This is a genomic window from Pseudomonas sp. ML2-2023-3 (genome assembly GCF_037055275.1).
Classification (GTDB): domain Bacteria; phylum Pseudomonadota; class Gammaproteobacteria; order Pseudomonadales; family Pseudomonadaceae; genus Aquipseudomonas.
Map to the genome: position 1 here is coordinate 4,313,322 of NZ_CP146343.1, position 24,803 is coordinate 4,338,124.

At 59.7% G+C, this 24,803-nt stretch carries 27 protein-coding genes; 15 read left to right on the forward strand and 12 right to left on the reverse strand.

Going from position 1 to position 24,803, the window contains the following annotated elements:
• Positions 1–128 precede the first annotated feature (128 nt).
• Together V6P94_RS19895 and V6P94_RS19900 are read right to left on the reverse strand one after the other, a co-directional pair.
• Entirely contained in the window at positions 129–761 is a 633-nt protein-coding gene (locus tag V6P94_RS19895; protein WP_133079015.1) for an L-threonylcarbamoyladenylate synthase, read from the reverse strand.
• Positions 762–774: 13 nt separating this feature from the next.
• Positions 775–1,638: a PHP domain-containing protein gene (locus V6P94_RS19900; RefSeq protein WP_133079014.1), complete on the reverse strand. Its 864-nt coding sequence runs from the start codon at positions 1,636–1,638 to the stop codon at positions 775–777.
• Between the two features lie 84 nt (positions 1,639–1,722).
• Here V6P94_RS19900 and V6P94_RS19905 point away from each other — a divergent pair, with 84 nt between their 5' ends.
• The 5 genes from V6P94_RS19905 to V6P94_RS19925 all read left to right on the forward strand — a co-directional run bounded on the left by V6P94_RS19905 (position 1,723) and on the right by V6P94_RS19925 (position 5,356).
• A complete protein-coding gene (locus tag V6P94_RS19905) occupies positions 1,723–2,319 on the forward strand; it encodes a septation protein A (RefSeq protein ID WP_133079013.1) in 597 nt (198 codons plus the stop codon).
• A gap of 1 nt (position 2,320) precedes the next feature.
• The gene (locus V6P94_RS19910) at positions 2,321–2,620 is read left to right on the forward strand and encodes a YciI family protein (protein WP_133079012.1); all 300 of its coding nucleotides are present in this window, start codon (positions 2,321–2,323) and stop codon (positions 2,618–2,620) included.
• 71 nt (positions 2,621–2,691) lie between these two features.
• Positions 2,692–3,369: a response regulator transcription factor gene (locus V6P94_RS19915; RefSeq protein WP_338648429.1), complete on the forward strand. Its 678-nt coding sequence runs from the start codon at positions 2,692–2,694 to the stop codon at positions 3,367–3,369.
• 142 nt (positions 3,370–3,511) lie between these two features.
• Positions 3,512–3,943 carry a Spy/CpxP family protein refolding chaperone gene (locus V6P94_RS19920; protein ID WP_133079010.1) on the forward strand — a complete coding sequence of 144 codons (432 nt, stop codon included), beginning with the start codon at positions 3,512–3,514 and terminating at the stop codon, positions 3,941–3,943.
• Between the two features lie 78 nt (positions 3,944–4,021).
• Positions 4,022–5,356: a HAMP domain-containing sensor histidine kinase gene (locus tag V6P94_RS19925; RefSeq protein ID WP_338648431.1), complete on the forward strand. Its 1,335-nt coding sequence runs from the start codon at positions 4,022–4,024 to the stop codon at positions 5,354–5,356.
• A gap of 130 nt (positions 5,357–5,486) precedes the next feature.
• Here the strand turns inward: V6P94_RS19925 and V6P94_RS19930 are convergent, their stop codons facing one another.
• On the reverse strand, positions 5,487–6,050 hold the full coding sequence (locus tag V6P94_RS19930; protein ID WP_338648433.1) for an NAD(P)H nitroreductase: 564 nt from the start codon (positions 6,048–6,050) through the stop codon (positions 5,487–5,489).
• Positions 6,051–6,169: 119 nt separating this feature from the next.
• Here V6P94_RS19930 and V6P94_RS19935 point away from each other — a divergent pair, with 119 nt between their 5' ends.
• The 3 genes from V6P94_RS19935 (at position 6,170) to V6P94_RS19945 (ending at position 9,369) form a co-directional block, all read left to right on the forward strand.
• Positions 6,170–7,624, forward strand: a complete 1,455-nt coding sequence (locus V6P94_RS19935) for a potassium transporter TrkG (RefSeq protein WP_133079007.1) — start codon at positions 6,170–6,172, stop codon at positions 7,622–7,624.
• An 18-nt stretch (positions 7,625–7,642) separates the two neighbouring features.
• Positions 7,643–8,401: an AraC family transcriptional regulator gene (locus V6P94_RS19940; protein WP_338648435.1), complete on the forward strand. Its 759-nt coding sequence runs from the start codon at positions 7,643–7,645 to the stop codon at positions 8,399–8,401.
• A gap of 77 nt (positions 8,402–8,478) precedes the next feature.
• A complete protein-coding gene (locus tag V6P94_RS19945; protein WP_338648437.1) occupies positions 8,479–9,369 on the forward strand; it encodes a DMT family transporter in 891 nt (296 codons plus the stop codon).
• On the opposite strand, the gene V6P94_RS19950 is transcribed toward V6P94_RS19945, so the two are convergent.
• A complete protein-coding gene (locus V6P94_RS19950; protein ID WP_133079029.1) occupies positions 9,363–9,650 on the reverse strand; it encodes a SelT/SelW/SelH family protein in 288 nt (95 codons plus the stop codon). The genes V6P94_RS19945 and V6P94_RS19950 overlap by 7 nt on opposite strands.
• Positions 9,651–9,720: 70 nt before the next feature.
• Here V6P94_RS19950 and V6P94_RS19955 point away from each other — a divergent pair, with 70 nt between their 5' ends.
• Complete coding sequence (locus V6P94_RS19955; protein WP_133079004.1) at positions 9,721–11,904, forward strand: patatin-like phospholipase family protein; 2,184 nt, start codon at positions 9,721–9,723, stop codon at positions 11,902–11,904.
• A 133-nt stretch (positions 11,905–12,037) separates the two neighbouring features.
• Here V6P94_RS19955 and V6P94_RS19960 read toward each other — a convergent pair whose 3' ends face one another.
• Together V6P94_RS19960 and recQ are read right to left on the reverse strand one after the other, a co-directional pair.
• A complete protein-coding gene (locus tag V6P94_RS19960) occupies positions 12,038–12,472 on the reverse strand; it encodes a MarR family transcriptional regulator (RefSeq protein WP_133079003.1) in 435 nt (144 codons plus the stop codon).
• Between the two features lie 119 nt (positions 12,473–12,591).
• Positions 12,592–14,721: a DNA helicase RecQ gene (gene recQ, locus V6P94_RS19965; RefSeq protein WP_133079002.1), complete on the reverse strand. Its 2,130-nt coding sequence runs from the start codon at positions 14,719–14,721 to the stop codon at positions 12,592–12,594.
• Between the two features lie 269 nt (positions 14,722–14,990).
• Here recQ and V6P94_RS19970 point away from each other — a divergent pair, with 269 nt between their 5' ends.
• The gene (locus V6P94_RS19970) at positions 14,991–15,578 is read left to right on the forward strand and encodes a YecA family protein (protein WP_095002653.1); all 588 of its coding nucleotides are present in this window, start codon (positions 14,991–14,993) and stop codon (positions 15,576–15,578) included.
• A gap of 4 nt (positions 15,579–15,582) precedes the next feature.
• Positions 15,583–15,981: a YbaN family protein gene (locus V6P94_RS19975; protein WP_219262953.1), complete on the forward strand. Its 399-nt coding sequence runs from the start codon at positions 15,583–15,585 to the stop codon at positions 15,979–15,981.
• A 95-nt stretch (positions 15,982–16,076) separates the two neighbouring features.
• On the opposite strand, the gene V6P94_RS19980 is transcribed toward V6P94_RS19975, so the two are convergent.
• The gene (locus V6P94_RS19980) at positions 16,077–16,682 is read right to left on the reverse strand and encodes a DTW domain-containing protein (RefSeq protein WP_326397616.1); all 606 of its coding nucleotides are present in this window, start codon (positions 16,680–16,682) and stop codon (positions 16,077–16,079) included.
• 17 nt (positions 16,683–16,699) lie between these two features.
• Complete coding sequence (locus V6P94_RS19985) at positions 16,700–17,593, reverse strand: LysR family transcriptional regulator (RefSeq protein ID WP_219262951.1); 894 nt, start codon at positions 17,591–17,593, stop codon at positions 16,700–16,702.
• 183 nt (positions 17,594–17,776) lie between these two features.
• On the opposite strand from V6P94_RS19985, the gene speB reads away from it, so the two are divergent.
• The 3 genes from speB (at position 17,777) to V6P94_RS20000 (ending at position 20,887) form a co-directional block, all read left to right on the forward strand.
• The gene (gene speB, locus V6P94_RS19990) at positions 17,777–18,727 is read left to right on the forward strand and encodes an agmatinase (RefSeq protein ID WP_219262950.1); all 951 of its coding nucleotides are present in this window, start codon (positions 17,777–17,779) and stop codon (positions 18,725–18,727) included.
• 95 nt (positions 18,728–18,822) lie between these two features.
• Entirely contained in the window at positions 18,823–20,202 is a 1,380-nt protein-coding gene (locus V6P94_RS19995; RefSeq protein WP_219262948.1) for a sodium:solute symporter, read from the forward strand.
• Positions 20,203–20,404: 202 nt separating this feature from the next.
• A complete protein-coding gene (locus V6P94_RS20000; RefSeq protein WP_326427203.1) occupies positions 20,405–20,887 on the forward strand; it encodes a hypothetical protein in 483 nt (160 codons plus the stop codon).
• 121 nt (positions 20,888–21,008) lie between these two features.
• Here the strand turns inward: V6P94_RS20000 and V6P94_RS20005 are convergent, their stop codons facing one another.
• Both V6P94_RS20005 and V6P94_RS20010 read right to left on the reverse strand, forming a co-directional pair.
• Complete coding sequence (locus V6P94_RS20005) at positions 21,009–21,134, reverse strand: PA1414 family protein (RefSeq protein WP_019828748.1); 126 nt, start codon at positions 21,132–21,134, stop codon at positions 21,009–21,011.
• A 127-nt stretch (positions 21,135–21,261) separates the two neighbouring features.
• Complete coding sequence (locus V6P94_RS20010) at positions 21,262–22,164, reverse strand: putrescine utilization regulator PtrR (RefSeq protein WP_133078996.1); 903 nt, start codon at positions 22,162–22,164, stop codon at positions 21,262–21,264.
• Positions 22,165–22,267: 103 nt separating this feature from the next.
• Between V6P94_RS20010 and V6P94_RS20015 the strand changes: the two genes are divergently transcribed.
• Positions 22,268–23,449, forward strand: coding sequence for an MFS transporter (locus tag V6P94_RS20015; protein ID WP_338648450.1), 1,182 nt, complete (start codon positions 22,268–22,270; stop codon positions 23,447–23,449).
• Here the strand turns inward: V6P94_RS20015 and V6P94_RS20020 are convergent.
• On the reverse strand, positions 23,397–24,326 hold the full coding sequence (locus tag V6P94_RS20020; RefSeq protein ID WP_133078994.1) for a DMT family transporter: 930 nt from the start codon (positions 24,324–24,326) through the stop codon (positions 23,397–23,399). The genes V6P94_RS20015 and V6P94_RS20020 overlap by 53 nt on opposite strands.
• A gap of 72 nt (positions 24,327–24,398) precedes the next feature.
• Entirely contained in the window at positions 24,399–24,803 is a 405-nt protein-coding gene (locus V6P94_RS20025; RefSeq protein WP_133078993.1) for a DUF2177 family protein, read from the reverse strand.

Here is a 24,803-nt window from a genome sequence, read left to right on the forward strand (position 1 = left end):
CGCATCCGGAGGGATGTACAGGTCTTGCGGCATTTCGATGACCGCCTGGCCATAGACCATAGCGAGCGAGAGTTCTTGCTGGACACCGGCCTGGGCCTCTACCGCCTCAGGAGCTTGAACGTCAGACATCAGGCCTCGACCATAAACGGTTCAGGATCGCCGCAACCCACACGGACAATCTCGGGATCACCGCTGTCGACCAGGCTGATCACGGTCGAGGCCTTGTTGCCGCCAAAACCGCCATCGATAATCAGGTCGACCTGTTTTTCCAGGGCATTGCGAATCTCGTACGGATCTTCCATCGGCTCGCTTTCGCCCGGCAAAATCAGCGTCACGCTCATCAGCGGCTCGCCCAGCTCTTCAAGCAGCGCCAGCGCAATCGGGTGGCTCGGCACCCGCAGGCCGATAGTACGTCGCTTGGGATGCAGCAGCAGGCGCGGCACTTCGCGGGTGGCGTTGAGAATGAAGGTGTAAGGCCCCGGCGTGTGGGCCTTGAGCAAACGGAACGTGCCGGTATCGACCTTGGCGAACAGCCCCAGCTGGGAAAGATCGCAGCACATCAGGGTGAAGTTGTGCTTGTCGTCCAGGTTACGCAAGCGCTTGATCCGCTCGATCGCACCCTTGTCGCCCATCTGGCAACCCACGGCATAGGACGAATCGGTGGGATAAATCACCACCCCACCCTTTTTGATGATCTCGACGGCCTGCTTGATCAGGCGCGCTTGAGGGTTTTCCGGATGAATCTGGAAAAATTGACTCACAGTGTTTACCTGTTCAGACGTTAGCAGTGGGCTGTTCATATTTGAATCGACACCACAATGGCGGCAGATCTTCCGGGACCGGGCGGTACTCGCCAATCTCGGACCAACCTCCCGGACCATGAAAATCACTGCCGGCACTGACCAGCAGACCGAACTCACGCGCAAGGATCGCCAGGCTGCCTACCTGATCGGCTGGCTGATACCCGTTGACCACTTCAATAGCGTGACCCCCAGCTTGAATATAGTCGCCAATCAGACGTCGGCGCTTGCTGCGGGTGAAATCGTAGTGCGACGGGTGCGCCAGGCTTACCCAGGCCCCGGCTGCACGCAGGGTGGCGACCGTGTCTTCAAGGGTCGGCCAATGCAGTTTGACGTCGCCCAGCTTGCCCGCCCCCAGCCACTTGCGAAAGGCTTCGGCGCGATCCTTGACGTACCCGGCCTCGACCAGAAAATCGGCAAAGTGCGGACGGGCCGGGGCATTACCGCTGTCACCCAGCCCTTGCTGGATGGCCCGCGCGCCTTCAAGTGCGCCGGGCATGCCCTTGAGCGCCAGTTTGCGACTGATCTCCTCGGCCCGCAGCCAGCGACCCTCATGCAGTTTGGCAATGGCCTCGACCAACGCCGGGGCATTGACATCAAAACCGTAGCCGAGCACATGAATCGTGGCCCCGCCCCAGGTACACGACAATTCGACGCCGTTGATCAAGGTCATGTTCAGCGCCTGCGCCGCTGTGCGGGCTTCGTCCAGACCTTCAAGTGTGTCGTGATCGGTCAGGGCCAGGACTCGCACACCTTTCTCGAACGCACGCGCGACCAGTACCGCAGGCGCCAGGGCGCCATCGGAAGCTGTGCTATGGCAATGCAAGTCAATTTCCACGGGGATTTAATAACCTCTAGCTGACACTTTCGCTGTCATTGATGTTTGTTATTATGCCGCCACATCCTGCTTCTGGCTGCCACTGTGAAACAATTCATCGACTTCATCCCGCTGCTACTGTTTTTCATCGTTTACAAAACCGACCCACGCATCATCGAAATCGGTGGGCACAGCCTGTCGGTCGGGGGTATTTACAGCGCTACGGCGATGCTGATTGCCAGTTCGCTGGTGGTGTACGGAATTCTGTTTTTTAAACAGCGCAAACTTGAAAAAAGCCAATGGCTGACCCTGATAGCCTGCCTGGTGTTCGGCAGCCTGACCCTCGCCTTCCACAGCGAAACCTTCCTCAAGTGGAAAGCGCCGGTGGTGAACTGGCTGTTTGCACTGGTGTTTGCCGGTAGCCATTTTATCGGCGACAAACTGCTGATCAAACGCATGATGGGTCATGTACTGACCCTGCCCGACGCGGTATGGACACGCCTGAACCTGGCCTGGATCGCATTCTTCCTGTTTTGCGGCGCGGCCAACCTCTACGTTGCGTTCACCTATCAAAGCTTCTGGGTCGACTTTAAAGTGTTCGGCAGCCTGGGCATGACCGTGCTGTTCCTGATCGGCCAAGGCATCTACCTGTCGCGCCATCTGCATGACACCGATCCAACCACCCCCAAGACCAAGGACTGACATGCTCTACGCCATCATTGCAACAGACGTCGCCAACTCGCTTGAAGCTCGCCTGGCTGCCCGCCCTGCGCACCTTGAGCGCTTGCAACAGCTTAACGCGCAAGGTCGCATGGTGCTGGCCGGCCCTCATCCGGCCATCGACAGCAATGATCCGGGCGCTGCCGGCTTCAGCGGCAGCCTGATCGTGGCCGAGTTCGAATCCCTGACCATCGCCCAGGCCTGGGCCGAGGCTGATCCCTTCGTTGCTGCTGGCGTGTATGCCAGTGTCATCGTCAAGCCGTTCAAGCAAGTCCTGCCGTAACCCGCCTCCCTGGGGTATCTTTGCCGGTAGCCGACGTAGACAACGTCGGCACTGGTTAAATCGAGTAAGTCATGAGCGACCTGTTACTGATAGATGATGACGAGGAGCTGTGTGAGCTTCTCGTCAGTTGGCTGAGCCAGGAAGGCTTCCAGGTTCGCGCTTGCCATGACGGTTCAACCGCCCGCAAGGCGTTGAACGAGTCCAGCCCCGATGCCGTGGTGCTGGATGTCATGCTTCCAGATGGCAGTGGCCTTGAGCTGCTCAAACAACTGCGCAGCGATCATCCGGACTTGCCGGTGCTGATGCTTTCAGCCCGTGGCGAACCCCTGGACCGCATTCTGGGGCTCGAACTGGGCGCCGATGACTACCTGGCCAAACCCTGCGACCCCCGGGAACTGACTGCCCGCCTGCGCGCTGTATTGCGCCGCAGCCACCCGGCAGCGGTATCCAGCCAGATGGAGCTGGGGGATTTGTGCTTCAGCCCCATGCGCGGCGTGGTCACGATCGACCAGCGCGACATCACGCTGACCGTGTCTGAAAGCCGGATTCTTGAAGCCCTGCTGCGTCAACCGGGCGAGCCGCTGGACAAGCAGGAACTGGCGCAGATTGCCCTGGGCCGCAAGCTGACCCTGTACGACCGCAGCCTGGACATGCACATCAGCAACCTGCGCAAGAAGATTGGCCCCCACCCCGACGGCAGCCCCCGTATTGTGGCGCTGCGCAGCCGTGGTTACTTTTACAGCGCATAACCCCTTTTTGCCGGGAGCGTATGTAAATACCCCGCAAAACCGTCTTTACCAAAGCTTTACGCAGGGCTGACAGCGCTTGACCTTGATCTCCCTAAACTGGGCGCATCCGGATTCACCGGAACGTAATCGAAGGAGACACACCATGCGTAAGACTCTAATTGCTTTGATGTTTGCTGCAGCACTGCCAACCGTCGCAATGGCCATGCCTGGTGGCGACGGCTCAATGGGCCCACGTCACGGTGGCGAGCACCACGGTCGCGGCGAAGCCCCTTACAGCCAACTGGACCTGAGCCGCGAACAACGCCAGCAGATTGGCAAGTTGATGGGCGAGCAAATGCATGACCGCAAGCAGTTGGTCGAGAAGTACCTGGAAAAACTTCCAGCCGCTGATCAAAAAGCACTGAAAGACGAGATAAAGGCCAAGCACGACAAGACCCAGAGCGATATCCGTGCCTTGCTCAAGCCTGATCAGCAAAAACGCTTCGACGAGATGCAACAGAAACGCACCGAGCGCCAGGCTGAGTGGAAGCAGTTCAAGGAATGGAAAGCACAGCAAGCTCCTAAAGCGCAATAATCCACGCGCACATGAAGCCCAACGGCCTTTGGCCGTTGGGCTTTACTCGTTTTAACCCATTACCCGCGAGGAATTACCGTGCGATCACTGTTTTGGCGCATTCTTGCCAGCTTTTGGCTGGCGATTGCCTTGGTCGCAGGGCTTTCGATCCTGATGGGGCACATGCTCAATCAGGACGCGTGGATTCTTTCCCGCCACCCAGGGATCGCCAACCTGGCGCAACAATGGACTGAGCGCTACGAAACCCAGGGCGCCGACGCCGCCCAAGACTTCCTCGAAAAGCGTAAACGTCGCTATCACATCGACGTGCAGGTACTTAACGAAAGTGGCGACCCCGTGGTTCGCGGCACGTTCCCTCGCCGGGCAGCGGCCTGGGAAGCTCGCCAGCATCCGGGCGAAGAGCAGTTGCCCTGGCGCCGCCTGACGGTCGAATACACCAGCCCAAAAACCGCCGAAACCTACCTGCTGATTTATCGCATTCCACACCCGGAACTGGATGCCTGGCATCGCCAGAGCCTGATCTGGCCGCTGAGTGCCCTGGGGATTGCCCTGGTGGTACTGACCCTGTTCAGCCTGATGGTCACCCTCTCCATCACCCGGCCGCTGAGCCGCCTGCGAGTTGCAGTGCATGATCTGGGGCAAACCACCTACCAGCAGAACAGCCTGGCGCGACTGGCCTCGCGCCGCGATGAGTTTGGCGTACTGGCCACCGACTTCAACCGCATGGGCGCCCGCCTGCAAAGTTTGATCGGCAGTCAGCGCCAGTTGCTGCGCGACGTGTCCCACGAGCTGCGCTCGCCACTGGCCCGCCTTAAAATCGCCCTGGCACTGGCCGAGCGCGCCGGACCTGAGGAGCGGGAAAAACTGTGGCCACGGCTGACCCGCGAATGCGATCGGCTTGAATCGTTGATCAGTGAGATTCTCACCCTGGCCCGGGTTGATGCCGACCAGGCCAGCGCAGAGCACGTGGAGCTCAATGCCCTGCTCGCCGCGGTGCAAAAGGATGCGTCGATGGCGGCCCCCGAGCAAGCCGTGCAATTGCTTGCCGAGCCGGATTTGAGCCTCAATGGCTGGCCAACCATGATCGAGCGGGCGGTGGATAACCTGCTGCGCAATGCGCAACGTTTCAACCCGCCCGGTCAGCCGATCGAGTTGAGTGCGGCGCGCGAGGGCGAGCACATCACTATCAAGGTACGCGACCACGGGCCCGGGGTCGCCGAGGAGCACTTGGCACAACTGGGCGAACCGTTCTTCCGCGCGCCTGGCCAGACGGCCGCCGGGCACGGGCTGGGACTGGCCATTGCACGCCGTGCTGCGGAACGTCATGGCGGGCGCCTGGTGCTGGGCAATCATCCGGATGGTGGGTTTATTGCCACGCTGGAGTTGCCGCTGGAGCCCAACGGCAATCTGTAAATCTGATGCGGCGTTTGCGCTGCTGTTGTGGGAGCGGGCTTGCTCGCGATGCAGGCGACGCGGTTTGTCTGGATGACCGCAGTGATGCCCTCGCGAGCAAGCCCGCTCCCACAGGTTTCGAGATCCGGGATTACTTGACCGGCCACGCCTTCACGAACTCGGCGCTATCCACTTTCGGCGCGGTACGCAGTTCGTTCTGCGCGGTCCCCAGATACAAGAACGCGACCACTTCCTCGCCCTCGCCCAGCCCCAGTCCCTTGGCCACATGTGGCGCATAGGACAATTCACCGGTACGCCATACCGCACCAATGCCCTGGGCAAAAGCTGCCAGTTCAATGGCATGGGCTGCACAGCCTGCCGTAATCAGTTGCTCGGATTTCGGTACTTTGAAGTGATCCTGCAAACGGGCAATCACCACAACGACCAACGGTGCGCGCAAAGGCATGGCGCGAGCCTTGTCCAATGCCGCTTGTGTCACCTCGCTGCCCTGGGCCTGCACGGCCTCGGCAAGTATTTCACCCAGCTGGTTGCGCGCTTCGCCTTCAACCGTCAAAAAACGGTAAGGACGCAACTGGCCGTGGTCCGGCGCACGCAAGGCGGCCGCAAACAGTACTTCACGTTGCTCGGCCGTCGGCGCCGGATCAAGCAAGCGCGGGGCAGAAACACGGTTGAGCAAAGCGTCGAGAGCCTCCATTGGCCACCTCCTGAAGAAAATGTGCGGCTATTCTAACGGTATCTCCCGAGGGCCTGGCAGTTTACATAGCCCAGACCACAGGTAGAATGGCGCCCCTCTTTCATCCCCGAGCTGACTTCATGGCGTTGCCGACCTTACGCATCATCGGTTTTATTATCGGCATCTTCCTGATTACGCTCGCGATCAGCATGGCTGTGCCCATGTTGACCCTGGTGATTTACGACCACCTGGGCGACTTGCCATCTTTCCTGTGGGCCAGCCTGATTACATTTGTTGCAGGTTTGGCGCTGGTGATACCCGGGCGCCCCGAGCAGGTTCACCTGCGTCCACGGGACATGTACCTGCTGACGGTGTCCAGCTGGGTCATCGTGTGCATCTTCGCCGCACTGCCATTTTTGCTGACGCAGCACATCAGCTACACCGACTCATTTTTCGAAAGCATGTCCGGCATTACCGCCACCGGCTCCACGGTCCTGAGCGGGCTGGACACCATGTCCCCGGGCATTTTGATGTGGCGTTCAATGCTCCACTGGCTGGGTGGCATTGGCTTTATCGGCATGGCGGTAGCGATTTTGCCCCTGCTGCGAATCGGTGGCATGCGCCTGTTCCAGACCGAATCTTCTGACCGATCCGAAAAGGTCATGCCCCGCTCGCACATGGTGGCGCGACTGATTGTGGCCGCTTATGTCGGCATCACCATCATCGGCAGCCTGGCGTTCTGGTGGGCAGGCATGAGTGTGTTTGACGCGATCAACCACGCCATGTCGGCCATTTCCACCGGCGGGTTCTCAACCTCCGACCAGTCGCTGGCCAAGTGGTCACAACCGGCAGTGCACTGGGTGGCCATCGCCGTGATGATCATGGGCAGCTTGCCGTTTACCCTGTATGTCGCCACCTTGCGCGGCCATCGCAAGGCGCTGATCAAGGACCAGCAGGTTCAAGGTTTGCTGGGCCTGCTGCTGGTGACCTGGATCGTACTCAGCGCCTGGCTGTGGTGGACCACCAACATGCCTTACTGGGACGCCTTCCGCCATGTTGCGCTCAACGTGACGTCGGTTGTTACAACCACTGGTTTCGCCCTGGGCGACTACAGCCTGTGGGGCAATTTCTCGCTTATGCTGTTCTTCTATCTGGGCTTTATTGGCGGATGTTCGGGCTCGACTGCTGGCGGAATCAAGATTTTCCGTTTTCAAGTCGCCTACATCCTGCTCAAGGCCAACCTTAATCAGCTGATCCACCCTCGTGCAGTGATCAAGCAGAAGTACAACGGCCACCGCCTCGACGAAGAAATCGTACGCTCGATTTTGACCTTTTCGTTCTTCTTTGCCATCACCATTTGCGTGATCGCCCTGGCCCTTTCGCTGCTGGGGCTGGACTGGATGACCGCCCTCACCGGCGCTGCCAGTACAGTGTCCGGCGTTGGACCGGGGCTGGGCGAAACCATTGGCCCCTCCGGCAACTTCGCCAGCCTGCCGGATGCAGCCAAGTGGATTCTGTCCCTGGGCATGTTGCTAGGTCGCCTGGAGATCATTACCGTGTTCGTACTGTGCATCCCGGCATTCTGGCGGCACTGATCCACACATGAGGTCGCCATGGACCAAATCCTGTCACTGCGTCATTACCGCCAAGAGGTGATTGCTCACAGCCATGAGCACGCGCAGGTGGTGATCAGTCTGTCCGGCAAACTCGATTTCGAAGTGGACGGACGCGCCAGCCTGTTACGTCAGCAGCATCTGATCATTATTCCCGCAGGCGCTCACCACACCTGCGGCAGCCCGCAAGGCAGCCACTGCCTGGTGCTCGACGTTCCGGGGCAAAACTGGCTCGGGCAAACCCTGGGCGAGCACGCCGATGCCAGCCGTCGCCTTCTCGACACGACCGGTCACCTGGTCCTGGACCCCAGGCAACACCAATTGGTGAGCTGGCTGGCCAGCAGTCCTGTGAGTGATCCGCTGATTGCCCGCCAAGGTGCGATTCTGCTGCTGGCCAGCTTGAACCCGCTCGCGCCTGAGCAGGCACAAGCCCGACGCTTGCCCTACGCCGCCATGGATGCCTACATCGCACAAAATGCCGCCTACCCGCTTCAGGTTGCAGATCTGGCGCAGATTGCCGGTCTTTCCTGCGCCCGCTTGCACAGTCGCTTTGTCAGCGAGAGCGGGCAAACGCCCATGGACTACATTCGCCAACGCCGTCTGTACAGCGGCTTGACGCTGTTACGCCACAGCCCCCTGCCCATTGGCGAAGTCGCCAGCCGCGTCGGTTACAGTTCACAAAGCGCTTTTGCAGCCGCCATGCTCCGGGAATTCGGAGCCTCGCCTTCGGTACTGCGCCGCGAGTCTGGCGACAACTGACGCCAGTCTCACGACAGACAGCTCCCCGCCCCGCCCCTTAGACTGCACGCCTTGCCCGTATTGATTTAAGGATTGCAATGACTCCGCGTACCGCTTTGGGTGCCCTGCACATCGGTGCCTTGCTGTTTGGCCTGACGGGCGTATTCGGCAAGCTGGCGGCCGCTTCGGCTGCAATCATCGTCTTTGGCCGCGCCGCCTTTGCGGTTCTGGCCCTTGTCTGCTTCGCCGGTCTGGCCAAACGCAGCTGGTACACGCTGACCCTGCGCGATGCCCGCAACCTGCTGTTGAGCGGCTTACTGCTGGCCGGGCACTGGGTGAGTTTTTTTATCTCGGTCAAGATCGCCGGGGTGGCGATTGCAACCCTGGGCTTTGCCAGTTTTCCGGCATTCACGGTGATTCTCGAAGGGCTGATTTTTCGCGAACGCATTCGGCTCAACGAAATCATTCTGGTGGTACTGGTCAGCGTCGGACTGATCCTCGTCACCCCGAGTTTTGATCTGGCCAGCCAGGCGACCGAAGGGCTGCTGTGGTCGATCGCCTCGGGCCTGCTGTTCTCCCTGCTGTCACTGAACAACCGGGCCAACTCGGGCCGGGTACCCGCCGTACAGGCGGCAATGTGGCAAAACGCGGTGGTCGCCTTGTGCCTGCTTCCATTTGCCGCCCCGCAGCTAAGCGATGTCCGACCGCTGGACTGGCTGTGGATCTGCCTGCTGGGCGTGCTGTGCACGGGCGTGGCTCACAGCCTGTTCGTCGCCAGCCTCGCCGTGATCAAGGCGCGCACTGCCGCCGTGGTCTTTGCCCTGGAGCCGGTCTATGGCATCACCCTGGCCTGGCTGTTGTTCCACGAAACACCTTCGCTGCGCATGCTACTGGGCGGGCTGCTGATTATTGTCGCGATCGTGGTGTCGAGCCGCATGGCCGGCGGCCATGCTCCAGGCAAGCCCGCGCTGGATGCCGCGGCTCACTGAACCCGGTCGTTGTGCCCAAGGTCGCGCTGCGGGTCGATCTGGTCGCGAACCCGCTGCTTGAGGACCTTGGCCTCGGGAAAGCCGCCATCGGCCTTGCGCTCCCAGATTTGCACGCCGTCGCAGGTGATGCGAAACACCCCGCCAGTACCAGGCTCCAGCGCGACCCGGCCAAGGTCTTCGGCAAAAGTACTGAGCAATTCTTGAGCCAGCCAGGCAGCACGCAGCAGCCACTGGCATTGGGTGCAGTAGGTGATGACAATTTCGGGTTTGTTCGACGGCATGATTTCAAAGGCTCTTGTAGGAAAGGCGCCGCTATAATAGCCGCCTTTGTCGCTTGCCCAGAGATTCATGATGCGCCGCCTGCTGAGCTGTTTACTCCTGTGTTTATGTCCCCTGGTGCTGTTTGCCGCTGAAGCGGGCAAGCCCAAAATCGGCCTGGTGCTGTCCGGAGGGGCGGCCCGCGGTCTGGCCCACGTCGGCGTACTCAAGGCCCTTGAAGAGCAAGGCATCCAGATCGATGCCATCGCGGGGACCAGCATGGGAGCGGTGATCGGCGGCCTGTATGCCTCGGGCTACAAGATCGATGAGCTGGAAAAGCTCGCGCTGGGTATCGACTGGCAAGAAGCCCTGTCAGATGCCCCGGCCCGCGAAGACGTACCGTTCCGGCGCAAGCAGGACGACCGTGACTTTCTGGTCAAACAGCAACTCAGTTTCCGTGATGATGGCAGTCTGGGTCTGCCATTGGGCGTGATTCAGGGCCAGAACCTGGCGTTACTGCTCGAAAGCCTGCTGGCCCACAGCAGCGACATCCGTGATTTCGACAAGCTGCCGATCCCGTTCCGCGCCGTCGCCACTGATATCGTCAATGGTGAAAAGGTGGTGTTTCGCAAAGGCCATCTACCCCAGGTGATCCGCGCCAGCATGTCGATCCCGGCGGTGTTCGCCCCGGTTGAGATCAACGGTCAACTGCTGGTTGACGGTGGCATGGTCGACAATATTCCCGTGGATGTGGCCCGCGAGATGGGCGTGGACATGGTCATCGTGGTGGATATCGGCACCCCCCTTCGCGGGCGCAAACAACTCAATACCGTGTTCGACATCCTCAATCAGTCCATCACCCTGATGACCCGCAGCAACTCCGAGATACAGCTTGCGTCACTCAAGCCCGATGACATTCTGATCCAGCCCGCACTGGCCAGTTATGGCGCCACTGATTTTGGTCGCTCTCAAGACATCATCAACGCCGGCTACCGCGCCACACAGATTCTCGAAAAACGCCTGGCCAGCTTGCGCCATGACTCCAGCACTCAGTTGGCCGAGGCCCGCTCCCCCGAAGAGCGCACCCCGGTCATTACCGCGATCAGGATCGAAAACGACTCTAAAATCGGCGACTCGGTGATCCGCTATTACATTCGCCAACCCATTGGCGAACCGCTGGACCTGGGCCGCCTGCAACGGGACATGGGCACGCTGTACGGGCTGGACTACTTCGATCAGGTGCAATACCGCGTGGTGCACAAGGGCAAGGATCGCACCCTGGTGATCAGCGCCCGCGGCAAACGCAGCGGTACCGACTATCTGCGCCTGGGACTGAACCTGTCTGACGATATGCGCGGCGACAGCGCATTCAATATCGGCGCCAGTTACCGCATCAACGGCATCAATACCCTGGGCGCAGAGTGGCTGACGCGGGTGCAGATTGGCGACAAGCAAGAGCTGTACAGCGAGTTTTACCAGCCGCTGGATGCGGGATCGCGCTACTTCGTTGCGCCCTACATCAACGCCCAGTCACAAAACGTGGAAGCCATCCTCGACAACGACCCCATTGCCGAATACCGACTTGAGCGTTACGGTTTTGGCCTCAATTTTGGTCGTCAAATCGGCAACAGCGGCGAGATCCGTCTGGGAGTGGGCGAGGCATGGGGCAAGGCCGACGTGCGAATTGGGGAACGTGACTTGCCAAGTACCAGCTTCAACGAAGGCTTCTACGACCTGAAATACTCCTTCGACTCTCTGGATAACGTGTACTTCCCCCATTCGGGTGAAGACATCAGCCTGAGCGTGCGCCAATTCGAACCGGGGCTTGGCTCGGATGAGCGTTATCGTCAGTGGGAGTTCAATCTGGACAAGGCCCTGAGTTCAGGGCCCGACACCTGGATTCTGGGCGGGCGCTACGGGCGCACGCTGGACAAGGCCAATGTGGTGACCTCCAGCTTCCTGCTGGGCGGAGCACGGCAATTGTCCGGGTTCAGGGAGGACGGGATCTCTGGGCAGAACATCAGCCTGATGCGGGCCGTGTACTATCGTCGCCTCACACCGCGCTCGTATTTGCCGTTTGATTTCCCGCTGTATGCCGGTGCCTCGCTGGAGCGCGGGCGCGCCTGGAACAACGACAACGAGTTCGACAGCGGCTATATCAATGCGGCGAGTATTTTTATCGGCTTCGACACACCGCTGGGCCCGCTGAACTTCAGCTATGGCTTTAACGATGATGACCAAAAAGCGTTGTATCTGAACCTGGGGCAGACGTTCTGAAAGCCCGCCCACAGAGAGCTGTAAACAGCACAGAACTTGTGGAAGCCGGGCTTGCCCGCGATTGCATCGACGCGGCCACCCGGATGCACCACGCCGCCTGCATCGCGAGCAAGCCCGCTCCCACAGGTCTACATCAGTTCTTCTCGAGGTTATCCAGAATGCGCTTGTGGACGCGCAGGCAAATGCGCTGCTCTTCTTCATCGATACCCACAAACAGCTCCTGGCGCAACGCCGTGGCGATGGCTTCGATCTGCTCGATCAACGGACGGGCAGAATCACTCAGGACGATTTTCTTTGCGCGACGGTCTTCAACCACCGAGTGACGCTGAACCAGGCCCTGGGCTTCAAGGCTGTCGAGCAAACGAGCAAGGGTCGGACCTTCAACGCCAACACTTTGGGCCAGTTCGCGCTGAGTCGGCGCTTCGTCAAAGCGGGCCAGATGCAAGAGCACCAGCCAACGCGCCTGGGACAACCCCAGACCGGCAAGACGACGATCCAGCTCGGCACGCCAGCCACGAGACATTTGGGCCAGTTGCATACCAAAACGGTGCTGATCGGTTAACGGCATAAAAAACTCGATGATTAGACTGAAAATAGAGTGAAGCTAATTATTAGTCAGCTAAGCATGCCGCTTGCTCATAGGCAAGAGGTGCAAGTCAATCAATCGTTACAAAATCAGCAACATGGTCACATTTCAAACTCAGATTGCAGCGCCGCACGTACGCAATACAGCACGCCTTCCGGTACACGGCCCTTGAACTGCTCGGCGATGCTGGCCACGCTCGGCAATTCACCTTCACCATCCAGGAACGCATCCTGCACTTCTTCCATCAGGTCTTCAGGCAAGTCCAGAGCCTGTTCCAGCGAAAGCTCCTGACGACCAATGGCCTCGGCCAGCATTGTGTAAACATTCTTTTCAGAACACTGCAATTGCCCGCTGATCTGCAACGGAGTCATGCCGGCCCGGGCCAGGCTGATCAGCTCGTGACGGATATCGGCCACCACTTTTGGCGTTTCGGCCTGCCCGCCCAGCACTTCGAGGAACGCCTCGCCGTAACGCTCCAGCTTGCGCGCGCCCACACCGCTGACCGTTGCCATCTCGGACAAGGAAGTCGGCTGGCTGCGCAACATTTCGAGCAGGGTTGAGTCGGGGAAGATGACGTAAGGCGGCACGCCGTGTTCTTCGGCCAACTTGCGCCGCAACGCACGCAGGGCTTCCCACTGCTCGCGCTCTTCGCCGCGCACCAATTGACTGGCCGGGCTGGCAGAACTGCTCTTGACCGAAGTTTGCGGCTTGAGCTCGCGACGCAGTTCCAGGGTCACTTCGCCACGCAGCAACGGGCGACAGGTGTCGCTCAACCGCAAGCCGCCATAGCCTTCAATATCAATGTCGGCCAGGCCACGGGCTACCAGCTGGCGGAACAGCGTGCGCCATTCGCCTTCGCTGCGGTCTTTGCCAACACCGAATACGGACAGGTGTTGATGACCCATGCTGCGGGTTTTTTCGTTTTCTCGACCCAGCAACACGTCGATCAAGTGCCCGGTGCCATAACGCTGGCCCGTTCGATAAATCGTCGAAAGTGCCTGACGTGCAGGCTCGGTGGCATCCCAGGTTTGAACGCCATCCACGCAGTTATCGCAATGCCCGCAAGGCTGCGGCATGTCTTCATCAAAATACGCGAGCAGGGTCTGACGACGGCAGCGGGTTTCTTCGCACAACGACAGCATGGCATCGAGCTTGTGGTGCTCCAGACGCTTGTGTCGCTCATCGCCCTCGGAGTTTTGCAGCATTTGCTTGAGCATCACCACGTCTTGCAGACCGTAGGCCATCCAGGCATCAGCCGGCAGTCCATCACGCCCTGCCCGACCGGTTTCCTGGTAATAAGCTTCAAGGGACTTGGGCAAATCGAGGTGCGCGACAAAACGTACGTTGGATTTATCGATCCCCATGCCAAACGCGATGGTCGCCACCATGATCAGCCCCTCCTCGTTGAGGAAGCGCTTCTGGTTGGCGGCCCGGGTATCACTCGGCAAACCGGCGTGATACGGCAAGGCCGGGAAGCCCTGCTCGCACAGAAACTTCGCCACTTCATCGACCTTTTTGCGCGACAGGCAATACACGATGCCCGCGTCGCTGCGTCGCTCCGAGAGGAACGCCAGCAACTGCTTGCGCGGCTGCTCTTTAGGCACGATGCGATAAAAAATGTTGGGGCGGTCAAAACTCGACAGAAAGCGTTCGGCGTTCTGCAAATGCAGACGGGTAACGATTTCTTCGCGGGTGCGTTTGTCTGCCGTGGCGGTCAGGGCGATACGCGGCACATTGGGGAACACTTCGGCCAGCTGGCCCAGTTGCAGGTATTCCGGACGGAAATCGTGGCCCCACTGCGATACGCAGTGGGCTTCGTCGATGGCAAACAGGGCGATGTCCAGGCTCTGCAAAAACGCCATCATGCGCGGCTGTACCAGACGCTCGGGCGCCAGGTAGAGCATTTTGACCTCACCGCGCTTGATGCGGTTGGCCAGATCACGCTGCTGTTCGGCGCTGAGGGTCGAGTTCAGGGCCGCAGCCGCCACCCCGAGTTCTTCAAGGGTTGCCACCTGATCGTCCATCAGGGCGATCAACGGCGAAACCACCACGGCCAGGCCATCGCGCAACAATGCCGGTACCTGGAAGCACAGGGATTTGCCGCCGCCGGTAGGCATCAGCACCAAGGCGTCACCGCCACTGGCCACGCGCTCAATGATGTCACCCTGACGGCCACGGAAACTGTCGTAGCCGAAGATGTCTTTGAGTACGCGTTGAGCCTGTTCGAGCATAGAAACTCCAGAAATCGCCGAAACACCCCTGCGCCAGCGCGATCCGGCACGGCCGCAAACCTTGAAAAGGTTCGGGCACTGGCCACCGGTGCGCTACATTTGACGCAGGGCATCACAAAACGCGGCAGTATACCCGAGCACTCCCCCGCTGCGGGTTGTGTAATTGCAACACCGATAACCGGGAACTGATGGCAAATGTGCCCTGCGACTGGCTTGGAAGCTCAAGAAAGCCTAGAATTCACTATCGTTTATTTACTAGGTAGCACTTAATGTCCTTCGCTGAGCAACTAACCCGCCTGCAAGCCTTCCTCGACGCCGACGAGCTGCATGACGAGGCGCTGGACTACGTGGCCACCCACGGCTATCTGACTGCCCTGTCCATTTGCTCCGAAGAAGTTCCTGAGCGTGAGTGGATCGACGCAATCTTCTCCGAAGCCCCGCATTACAAAGACGACGCCCAGCGCGCCGAAATCGAAGGCACGCTGATCCAGCTCAAGGCTCACATCGCCCGCCAACTGGCGTCCGATGAAGAGTTCGAACTGCCATGCGACCTGGACCTGGGCGACGAGCCGGATGATTCCGACCTGCGCGGCTGGTGTGTAGGCTTCATGGAGGGCGTATTCATGCGCGAAGCTGCCTGGTTCGAAACCGCTGAAGAAGAAGTCAGCGAAATGCTGCTGCCAATCATGGTGGGTTCGGGCCTGTTCGATGATCAGCCTGAGTTCGAAGACATCGCCAAGGATGCCAACCTGATGGACGACATGATCGTCCAGATCCCGGAAGCGCTGACTGCCCTGTACCTGCTGTGCCAGGCGCCGGACGAAAAGCCTGCGATCCTCAAGCCACGTCACCACTGATTCAGTGACACCTCCCGATTTCGGCAACCGTTCGCGGTTGCTGCGCCACGTTCTGTTTGCCATCGGCTGGCTGAGCGTGGCATTGGGAGTGATCGGCATCTTCCTCCCTGTCCTGCCCACAACGCCCTTTCTGCTACTGGCTGCCGCGTGCTTTGCCCGCAGCTCGCCGCGCTTTTATCACTGGCTGGTCGAACACCCTCGACTCGGGCCGTGGATCCGCGACTACCTTGATGGCAACGGCATCCCGCTCAAAGGCAAGGTCTACGCCATCGGCCTGATGTGGTTGAGTATCGGCGTGTCGTGTTATCTGGTGCCTTTACCCTGGGCACGGGGGTTCATGCTGACCAGCGCGGTGCTGGTGAGCATTTACATCCTGCGTCAAAAAACCCTCGAAAAACCCTGAAACCTTTGTGGGAGCGGGCTTGCTCGCGATCGCATCAACCCTGCCCCCCTGACATACCCCGCCGCCTGCATCGCGAGCAAGCCCGCTCCCACACGTTACGACTTGTCCCCGTGATTTTTCAGATAGGTTTCAGCGCCCATTGCTTCGATCTGCCCTTCGATCAACGCCTCGAACGGGCGCAGCAACGACACAAACGACGTGGGCGGCTCCAGGATTTCCAGCGCCTGCACGATGGCTTCCAGGGTCGACAAGGCGCCCGGCCCCGGCGCTTTGCGCAGTCGGTAGCGCGACACCGCACCTTCGGGCAGCGTGACCCGTGGCAACTGTGCCAACAGAGGGTTGAGGTGCAACAACTTGCGGGCCTTGCGCCACGTTCCGTCCGGCACTACCAGCAGTAATGGCAGGCTTTCGCCTGGCGCAGTGCTCGCCTGGAGCAACTGTGCATCATCCCCCGGGAACAACAACCGCGCCTGATACCCCGGCGGGTTGAGCAACCTGTCCAGATCCTCAAACACTTCGCCCACCAGCAACTCGGCATTGATCAAACCCAGCGCCGCCAGCCGTGCAGTGTTCAGCGCATGATTGACCTCGCTCGGATGCTGTAAAAGCAACACACGGGTGCGACTGTCGAGGTGTGGAATCAAGTCGCACAAACAGTGCGACTGCGGGCGCAAGCAGCGAGGGCATTGGGCGCGTGACATGGGAATAAAGCTCTCGTTCAAGGTTGATTAAGCTGTGCTTTGAGCAGGTCGCGGAAGGTTTGAATCAGCGGCTCTCGGCTGCGACCACGGCGCACGATCATCGAAAACGGCGCCTGATAGCCAAAGGTCGCGGGGAGCAGCACCCGCAAGTCGCCCTTCTCCACCCAGGGCTCTGCGTAGTGCTCGGGCAAATAACCAATGTAAGCCCCCGAAAGCACCAGGATCAGCTGTGCTTCCATGCTGTCGACCGTCGCCGCGCTGTGCTTGAAGCCGTGACGCGCCAGTTCGGCCTGACTCCAATAGCCGCGCCCCACCATCCTCTGCTGAGTAATCACCGGCTCGGGAATGCGCCGCTCGCTGAACAGGGGGTGCCGTGTGCTGCAGTACAACCAGTGCTGCTCACGATAAAGGGGCTGGTAGACCAGCCCGCTCATGCGCGTCGAAAACGCACCGATGGCCAGATCAAGGCGGTTATCTTGCACGCCAAGCTGCAATTCGTAGGGGCTCATCACCGACAAATGCAGATGCACCGCCGGGTGCTCCTGGCTATAGGCGCCAATGGCCTCGGCAAAGGGCAAGGCCTTGTCGCTGACCGTGGAGTCGATAACCCCCAGGTTCAAAGTGCCGCGCAACTCACCCTTGAGTGCTGCGGCGTACTGTTCAAAACCTTCCAGCTCACCCAACAGGCGCAGAGTTTCCTGGTGAAACAGCTCGCCCTTGCTGGTAAGGCTGAACCCGCCGCGCCCGCGATGGCACAGCACAAGGCCCAGACTGGCTTCGAGCTGGCTCATATAGGTGCTGATGGCCGAGGTCGAGAGGTTTAGCGCCTGTTGCGCATTGGCAAACCCCTGGTGCCTGACCACGCTGGCAAATATTCGCAATAGTTTCAGATCGGGTAACGCGCTGGCCATCAATCACTCACTTGCCACGTTGGGAGCGGGCTTGCTCGCCATACAGGCGACGTTGAGAGCCAGAGTCTACCGCCATTAGTTTAGAAAAACCTGAACTAAGTATTTGCCCACAGCGATTCTTCCCGCCTCGCGCCTTTCGCAGAATCGAACGCCATAACCACAACAAACGACGAGGCCTTACCCGTGGACAAAATTCTTCATCAACCACTGGGCGGCAATGAAATGCCGCGCTTCGCCGGCATCGCCACCATGCTGCGCCTGCCCCACCTGCCATCGGCCAAGGGCCTGGACGCGGCCTTTGTCGGCGTGCCCCTGGATATCGGCACCTCGCTGCGCCCCGGCACCCGTTTCGGTCCTCGGGAAATCCGCGCCGAATCGGTGATGATCCGCCCTTACAACATGGCCACCGGCGCCGCGCCGTTCGACTCGCTGTCCGTGGCCGATATTGGTGATGTGGCGATCAACACCTTCAATCTGCTGGATGCGGTGCGCATCATCGAAGCGTCCTACGACGAAATCCTTGAGCACGATGTCATCCCCCTGACCCTGGGTGGCGACCACACCATTACCCTGCCGATTTTGCGGGCGATGCACAAAAAACACGGCAAGGTCGGGCTGGTGCATATCGATGCCCACGCCGATGTGAACGACCATATGTTCGGCGAGAAAATCGCCCACGGCACGACCTTCCGCCGCGCCGTTGAAGAAGGCCTGCTGGACTGTGACCGCGTGGTTCAGATCGGCCTGCGCGCCCAGGGCTATACCGCCGAAGACTTCAACTGGAGCCGCAACCAGGGCTTTCGCGTCGTGCAGGCCGAAGAGTGCTGGCACAAGTCCCTGGAGCCCCTGATGGCACAGGTGCGCGAAAAAGTCGGTAATGGCCCGGTCTACCTCAGCTTTGATATCGACGGCATCGACCCGGCCTGGGCTCCCGGCACCGGCACTCCGGAAATCGGCGGCCTGACCACCATTCAGGCGATTGAAATCATCCGCGGCTGCCAAGGCCTCGACCTGGTCGGCTGCGACCTGGTAGAAGTCTCGCCGCCCTACGACACCACCGGCAACACCTCATTACTGGGCGCCAACCTGCTGTACGAAATGCTCTGCGTGCTGCCCGGCGTTGTACATCGATAAGGACATCCTTGCGGTGCCATCAAGCCTTGCGCTTTACGGCACCAAGCCACCGTGCCTGCTGCATCCATAAAAAAAATAATCGGAGATTCGCCATCATGGCTTTAGATCTACTGGTCGTCCTTATCTACGCTGCGGCAATGCTGGTGCTGGGTTACTACGGCATGCGCAAGGCCAAGACCCACGAAGACTATCTGGTCGCAGGCCGCAACCTGGGCCCTACGCTCTACATGGGCACCATGGCCGCGACAGTACTGGGCGGGGCTTCCACCGTCGGCACCGTGCGCCTGGGTTATGTGCACGGAATTTCAGGCTTCTGGCTGTGTGCCGCACTGGGTTGCGGGATCATCGCGCTGAACCTGTTCCTGGCCAAGCCGTTGCTCAAGCTGAAAATATTCACCGTGACCCAGGTACTGGAAAAGCGCTACAACCCGATGGCCCGCCAGGCCAGCGCGGTGATCATGCTGGCCTACGCGCTGATGATTGGCGTGACCTCGATTCTGGCCATTGGCACCGTACTGGAAGTCCTGTTCGATCTTCCTTTCTGGATTTCCGTACTGCTGGGCGGCGGCGTGGTGGTGATTTACTCGACCATTGGCGGCATGTGGTCGCTGACCCTGACAGATATCGTGCAATTTGCGATCAAGACCATCGGCCTGATGTTCGTGCTGCTGCCGATCTGCCTGTACCGCGTCGGCGGCTGGGACGAACTGGTCAGCAAGCTGCCCGCATCGAACTTCAGCTTCACCAGCATCGGCTGGGACACGATCATCACTTACTTCATGATCTACTTCTTCGGCATCCTGATCGGCCAGGACATCTGGCAGCGTGTGTTTACCGCCAAAACGGCCCGGGTGGCGAAGTACGCAGGGACATTCGCAGGCCTGTATTGCATCCTCTACGGCCTGACGTGCGCGCTGATCGGCATGGCCGCACACGTGCTGCTACCGGACCTGGACAACGTCAACAACGCTTTCGCCGCCATCGTGAAAGTCTCGCTGCCAGACGGTATTCGCGGCCTGGTGATCGCTGCGGCCCTGGCGGCCATGATGTCGACCGCCAGCGCTGGCTTGCTGGCAGCCTCCACAGTGCTGACCGAGGATCTGCTGCCAAGGCTGCGTGGCGGCAAGCAATCGAGCCTCAATATCAACCGCTTGTTTACCTTGCTGACAGGCTTTGCCGTACTGGGCATCGCCCTGGTGGTCTCTGATGTCATCAGCGCCCTCACCCTGGCTTACAACCTGCTGGTCGGCGGCATGCTGGTGCCATTGATCGGGGCGATTTTCTGGAAGCGGGCCACCACTGCGGGCGCCATCACCAGCATGAGCCTGGGGTTTGTCACGGCACTGGGGTTCATGCTCAAGGATGGCCTGGAAGCCAACACGCCCATTTATTACAGCCTGGGCGTGGCGCTGATCAGCTTTGTTGTGGTTAGCCTGATGGATCGACGCCCTGCTTCGGTGGTGAGCGCCGCCTGATAAACCCTTTGTTCGACGGGTACGACGTGACAGGTCGTACCCGTTTTCCTCTTTCATACACCCCCGAATACCAATACCCCGCCCATACATCGCCTTATCTCTGCCAGCCCATCAATGAGTCCAACTACGCTTGAAAAGCGGCCACATGGGATGTCGCCGCACACCTTCAAGCAACGTGCAACTCACTAAATGGACTTAACACATGACCCACTCAAACAACTCTCTGGCCACCGCTGTCATGGCTTGCACCCTGGCGCTAACCGGCGTCAACGCTCAAGCCGACGTCACCACATTGACATTCGAAGTCGTCAATAACACTTCGGGAGCACTCAAGCTCAACCGTTCAAGCTGGGAGCTTTCACTGGCCGCCCCCGGCTTCTTTGATGTGGACCCGTATGGCGAGCATTCCTTTGAAGCGAACTATCAGACCAACTTCGGGTACCCGCGAAAAACCCCTGCAACACTGCGCGAAGTCATTTCATATGCCAATGGCAATCGGGAATGCACCTTTACCACGGCGCTGAGAGTTACCCAGTCATTCGGCGTATTCAAGCCGACACTGAGCGCTACGCGGTCAGCCAGCGCAACCTCTACAGGCATGGACGATGTGAAATGTGAAGCGCGGGTAACGGAGAAAACAGACGAAGCGCCGCTCAATTACAGCGTGCGCTTCACCATGGGCTGAAAAACCCTGGAGGGAGGGGGCAGCTCACACTGCCCTTTTGTTTTTGCAGCACACAACCCTTTCGCCGATCAAGGACCGAAAGAAACACGACCAGCGCGCTGGCCTAACGTGCAATCAGGCCTTAGCGGCGACGTTGTGGACGGCGACGCGTGTCATCGACAGGAATCGGCACAGGCTGCAGTGGCGGCTCGATCAGGCCAAGCGCAACACCAACGTCATGAAGCCAAGTTTGCAGTTTGTCTTTCATATATCCCCCTTGGGGTCACTCTGGCGACGGGAATTCTGTGGTCGCTTCACACAGATAATAGTCCTAAGTCCTACTCAATGCTTGCCTAAGGTCAATGAACTTTAGGCTAATTTCCTACATATCTGACTCAAGGCAGCACCTTGAGTTGCGGCGACACAGCCCCATTTGGCAACGGCGCCGTCTGCTGCAGCTCAATCCACGCATTCAAGTTGGCGCCCATCATGCCTTTTCGCCACATCAACCATGTTGTGGCGCTGGCAAAAGGTTGTTTCAAGGGATGTATCCTGACATTTTCTCGCCCCGGCAAGCTGGCCAGCATCGACGCCGGCATCAGCGCCACCCCTGAACCCGCCGCCACACACGCCAGCATCCCTTGATAGGACTCGATCTCCATCACCCGCCCCAAGGAGGCACGGTCGCTGGCGTACCAGGCTTCAAGCCGGGCGCGATATGAACAGCCCTGACGAAAGGTAAAGACTTCCCTGCCTTGTACGTCCCGGGCACGGCCAATCGGTGGATGGTCCAGATCGCTGATAAGCACCAGGCTCTCTTCACAGAACTCCACACCGTCCAGCCCGGCCAACTCCAGCGGGCCATCCACCAGCGCGGCATCCAGACGCCCCGTCAACAGCCCTTCGAGTAACTCGCCGCTGGGGCCCGACTGAACGTGCAAACTCACTGCCGGATACGTGCGGTGATAGTGCGCCAGCAGACCCGGCAAGTGGATCGCCGCCGTGCTGTACATCGTCCCCAGCGTGAACTTGCCCGAAGGCACGCCCCCCTGAACGGCGCTCAGGGCTTCATCGTGAAGGGCAAATAGCCGTGCCGTGTAGTCCAGCAACACTTGCCCCGCAGGAGACAACTGCAGGCGCTGGCGCTCACGTACGAACAGCTCGACGCCCATCTGTTCCTCAAGCTGCTTGAGCCGAGTCGACAGATTTGAAGGCACTCGATGCAGGCGCTCAGCCGCACGAGTGATCGATCCTTCCTGGGCCACAGCCTGAAAAATCCGTAGCTGGCTGAATTCCACACCATTCTCCAAAACTGAATAAGTCACTCACTATTATTCATTTTTAAGGAAAGTCAAACAGCACTAGCCTGACGGTCATTGCCTTTACCCAGGAACCTGCAGCATGTCGCCCCTGATCCGCTTACTCGCCAGCTTTATCGCGCTCATGATGGCCATGGGCATTGGACGCTTCTCCCTGACCCCGCAACTGCCTCACTTGATTGGCGAAGGGCAGATCGACCTGACCGGCGCCGGGCTGATTGCTGCCGCCAACTACCTTGGCTATCTGCTCGGAGCACTGGATGCCATGCGCGCCCGGCGTCCGGAGCAGGTGCGCGGCCGTTTGCACACTGGCCTGTGGCTGTGCGTCCTGCTGACTCTGGTTTCGTACTGGGCCTACGGTTTTTGGCCGCACCTGCTCTTGCGGTTTGGTTCCGGTATCGCCAGTGCCTGGGTGATGGTCATGATTACCGCGCTTAGTCAGCACATAGCTCTCACTGAGAATCGGCCACGCCTGGGCGCCCTGGTGTTTGCCGGGCCCGGTCTTGGCGTGATGCTTACCGGCTTGTTGGCACTGGCAGCCAATGTAACCGGGCAAAACTCGGCCACCCTCTGGATGATCTATGCCGTGGCGGCGCTGCTGATGCTGCTGGTGATTTGGCCCGCCCTGCCACAACCGGCTTCGACTGCCGCACAAACCCACACCTCAGCACCTGACAGCCGCCAACCCGGAATCGCACGACTGGGGGCGATTTATGGGCTGTATGGCCTGGGGTACATCATTCCTGCGACGTTTTTGTCACAGATGGCAAACGCACGGTTTCACGGCCAATGGCAAGCCGATCTGTTCTGGCCTGCCTTCGGGCTATGCGCCGCGATTGGCGTGGTACTGATCAGTTTTCGTCGTCATCGCCCTGCCACCACCCGTTATTGGCTGATGGGCGCGCTGTGGGTTCAGGCCTTTGGCGTACTTGCGTGCCTGATACCGAGCAGCGCAGGCCTGGCCCTGGGTGTGATCCTGTGCGGCACGCCGTTTCTGGCCTGCATGTCGCTGGTCATGCAGCGCTCACGGGATCTGGCGCCCCGCGCCACCGCCCGAAACGCAGCCCTGTTGACCGCCTGCTTTGCCGTGGGCCAGCTGTCCGGGCCATTGCTGGCAGCCCTCAGCAGCCATTTCAGCGGTGGACTGCAACCGGCGCTGATCATTGCCGCCAGCGGGCTGTTGCTTGCTGGCGTGCTTGCCTGGAAGTCGATCAGTGCCCCAGCAGAGCGCGCACTTTGCGGCGCACCCACTGCTCAGCGCTGACAAACGTGATGCCGCACAGCACCAGAATCGCACCCACCACAAAGTTGACGCTCAGGGGCTCGTGAAGCACCAGCACACCGAAGGTCACGCCAAACAGGGGCGTCATGAATGAGAACACCGCCAGATTGGAAGCCATATAGCGCTTGAGCAGCCAGAACCACACCAGGTAGCTGAAGAACGACACAACCAAACCCTGAAACAGCACGCTGGCCACCGCGACGGTGGTCAGGCTGACATGGGTGATCTGGCCGCTGGCCGCTGCAATTACCAACAATCCGAAAAAACCTACGACAAGCTGGTAGAACAGGGTCAGGGTGACTGGCGCTTCCGACAACCGGGAGCCGCGCACCACCACCGTGGTCGCCCCCCAGGCCATGCCTGCCAGAATCCCGTAGACATCGCCCAGCAGCATGTTGCGGTCCATGTCGGCAAACGAAATCCCCCCGGCAAAAGAAAAGGCTATCCCGGCAAACGCGAGAATGATCCCCAGCCATTGCAACGGTCGTAAACGCTCGCTGGGCAACAGCCAGTTGATTCCGAGGGCGGTAAAAATGGGCGCGGTATAGAGGAATACCGACATATGCGCAGCACTGGTCAGTTGCAGCCCTTCGGCAATGAAGAAGAACTCAAGGCCGAAGAGGCTACCGGCCAGCAAGCCGCCACGCCAGGTGGCGGGCACCTGGCTCCAGCCACCCTTCCAGCAGATCAACAGGCCCACCAGCAGCGCTGAAATACCTGAGCGCAAGGCCGCTTGCATCACGGGGGCGATGTCGGGTGCGGCAATTTTGATGATGACCTGCTGCACGCCCCAGATCAGGCATAAGCCCAGCATGACCTGCAGTGCGAATGCATCCGTTGCACGCCGCGTAACACTCATAGTCCACCCGAAAAAAAGCCACGTCCGCACAAATGCAGAACAGCACAGTGTTTAACGTGCAAGAAAATAGAGTCAGGACGCCAGCTTGCGGGCCGTCCAGTAACCCGACAATGAAGCAAGACAGGTCAACAACCCGCCCCACGCCATGTCCATCAAAGCCAACTGGGCAGACCAGCCTTGCAGCGTAGCCCAGTTGGTCATGTCGTAAGTGCCATAGGCGACCAGCCCGAAGAACGCGCCGGCCAATGCAGCTCTGCGCGCACTGGCCCGGGCAAGGGCCGGCAGCACGACAAAGAACACCACGCCCAGCACGTACATCAGATAGAACACGATGGCCGGGCCCCACTTGGGCTGCGCCAGCATCAACGAGCCCAGCAGCTCTTTATAGGTAGAGCTCATGAGCACGCCGAGCCACAGGCCGTCGAGCACCAGAAAAGCCAGTAACGCACCGATATACGCCCACACTGCCTTGCTCAT

Coding starts and splice junctions, on each gene's coding strand:
- V6P94_RS19910 (WP_133079012.1), top strand. CDS start 2,321: ATGCTCTACGCCATCATTGCAACAGACGTCGCCAACTCGCTTGAAGCT.
- V6P94_RS19915 (WP_338648429.1), top strand. CDS start 2,692: ATGAGCGACCTGTTACTGATAGATGATGACGAGGAGCTGTGTGAGCTT.
- V6P94_RS19920 (WP_133079010.1), top strand. CDS start 3,512: ATGCGTAAGACTCTAATTGCTTTGATGTTTGCTGCAGCACTGCCAACC.
- V6P94_RS19930 (WP_338648433.1), bottom strand. CDS start 6,050: ATGGAGGCTCTCGACGCTTTGCTCAACCGTGTTTCTGCCCCGCGCTTG.
- V6P94_RS19935 (WP_133079007.1), top strand. CDS start 6,170: ATGGCGTTGCCGACCTTACGCATCATCGGTTTTATTATCGGCATCTTC.
- V6P94_RS19940 (WP_338648435.1), top strand. CDS start 7,643: ATGGACCAAATCCTGTCACTGCGTCATTACCGCCAAGAGGTGATTGCT.
- V6P94_RS19945 (WP_338648437.1), top strand. CDS start 8,479: ATGACTCCGCGTACCGCTTTGGGTGCCCTGCACATCGGTGCCTTGCTG.
- V6P94_RS19950 (WP_133079029.1), bottom strand. CDS start 9,650: ATGCCGTCGAACAAACCCGAAATTGTCATCACCTACTGCACCCAATGC.
- V6P94_RS19955 (WP_133079004.1), top strand. CDS start 9,721: ATGCGCCGCCTGCTGAGCTGTTTACTCCTGTGTTTATGTCCCCTGGTG.
- V6P94_RS19960 (WP_133079003.1), bottom strand. CDS start 12,472: ATGCCGTTAACCGATCAGCACCGTTTTGGTATGCAACTGGCCCAAATG.
- recQ (WP_133079002.1), bottom strand. CDS start 14,721: ATGCTCGAACAGGCTCAACGCGTACTCAAAGACATCTTCGGCTACGAC.
- V6P94_RS19970 (WP_095002653.1), top strand. CDS start 14,991: ATGTCCTTCGCTGAGCAACTAACCCGCCTGCAAGCCTTCCTCGACGCC.
- V6P94_RS19980 (WP_326397616.1), bottom strand. CDS start 16,682: ATGTCACGCGCCCAATGCCCTCGCTGCTTGCGCCCGCAGTCGCACTGT.
- V6P94_RS19985 (WP_219262951.1), bottom strand. CDS start 17,593: ATGGCCAGCGCGTTACCCGATCTGAAACTATTGCGAATATTTGCCAGC.
- V6P94_RS19995 (WP_219262948.1), top strand. CDS start 18,823: ATGGCTTTAGATCTACTGGTCGTCCTTATCTACGCTGCGGCAATGCTG.
- V6P94_RS20000 (WP_326427203.1), top strand. CDS start 20,405: ATGACCCACTCAAACAACTCTCTGGCCACCGCTGTCATGGCTTGCACC.
- V6P94_RS20005 (WP_019828748.1), bottom strand. CDS start 21,134: ATGAAAGACAAACTGCAAACTTGGCTTCATGACGTTGGTGTTGCGCTT.
- V6P94_RS20015 (WP_338648450.1), top strand. CDS start 22,268: ATGTCGCCCCTGATCCGCTTACTCGCCAGCTTTATCGCGCTCATGATG.
- V6P94_RS20020 (WP_133078994.1), bottom strand. CDS start 24,326: ATGAGTGTTACGCGGCGTGCAACGGATGCATTCGCACTGCAGGTCATG.
- V6P94_RS20025 (WP_133078993.1), bottom strand. CDS start 24,803: ATGAGCAAGGCAGTGTGGGCGTATATCGGTGCGTTACTGGCTTTTCTG.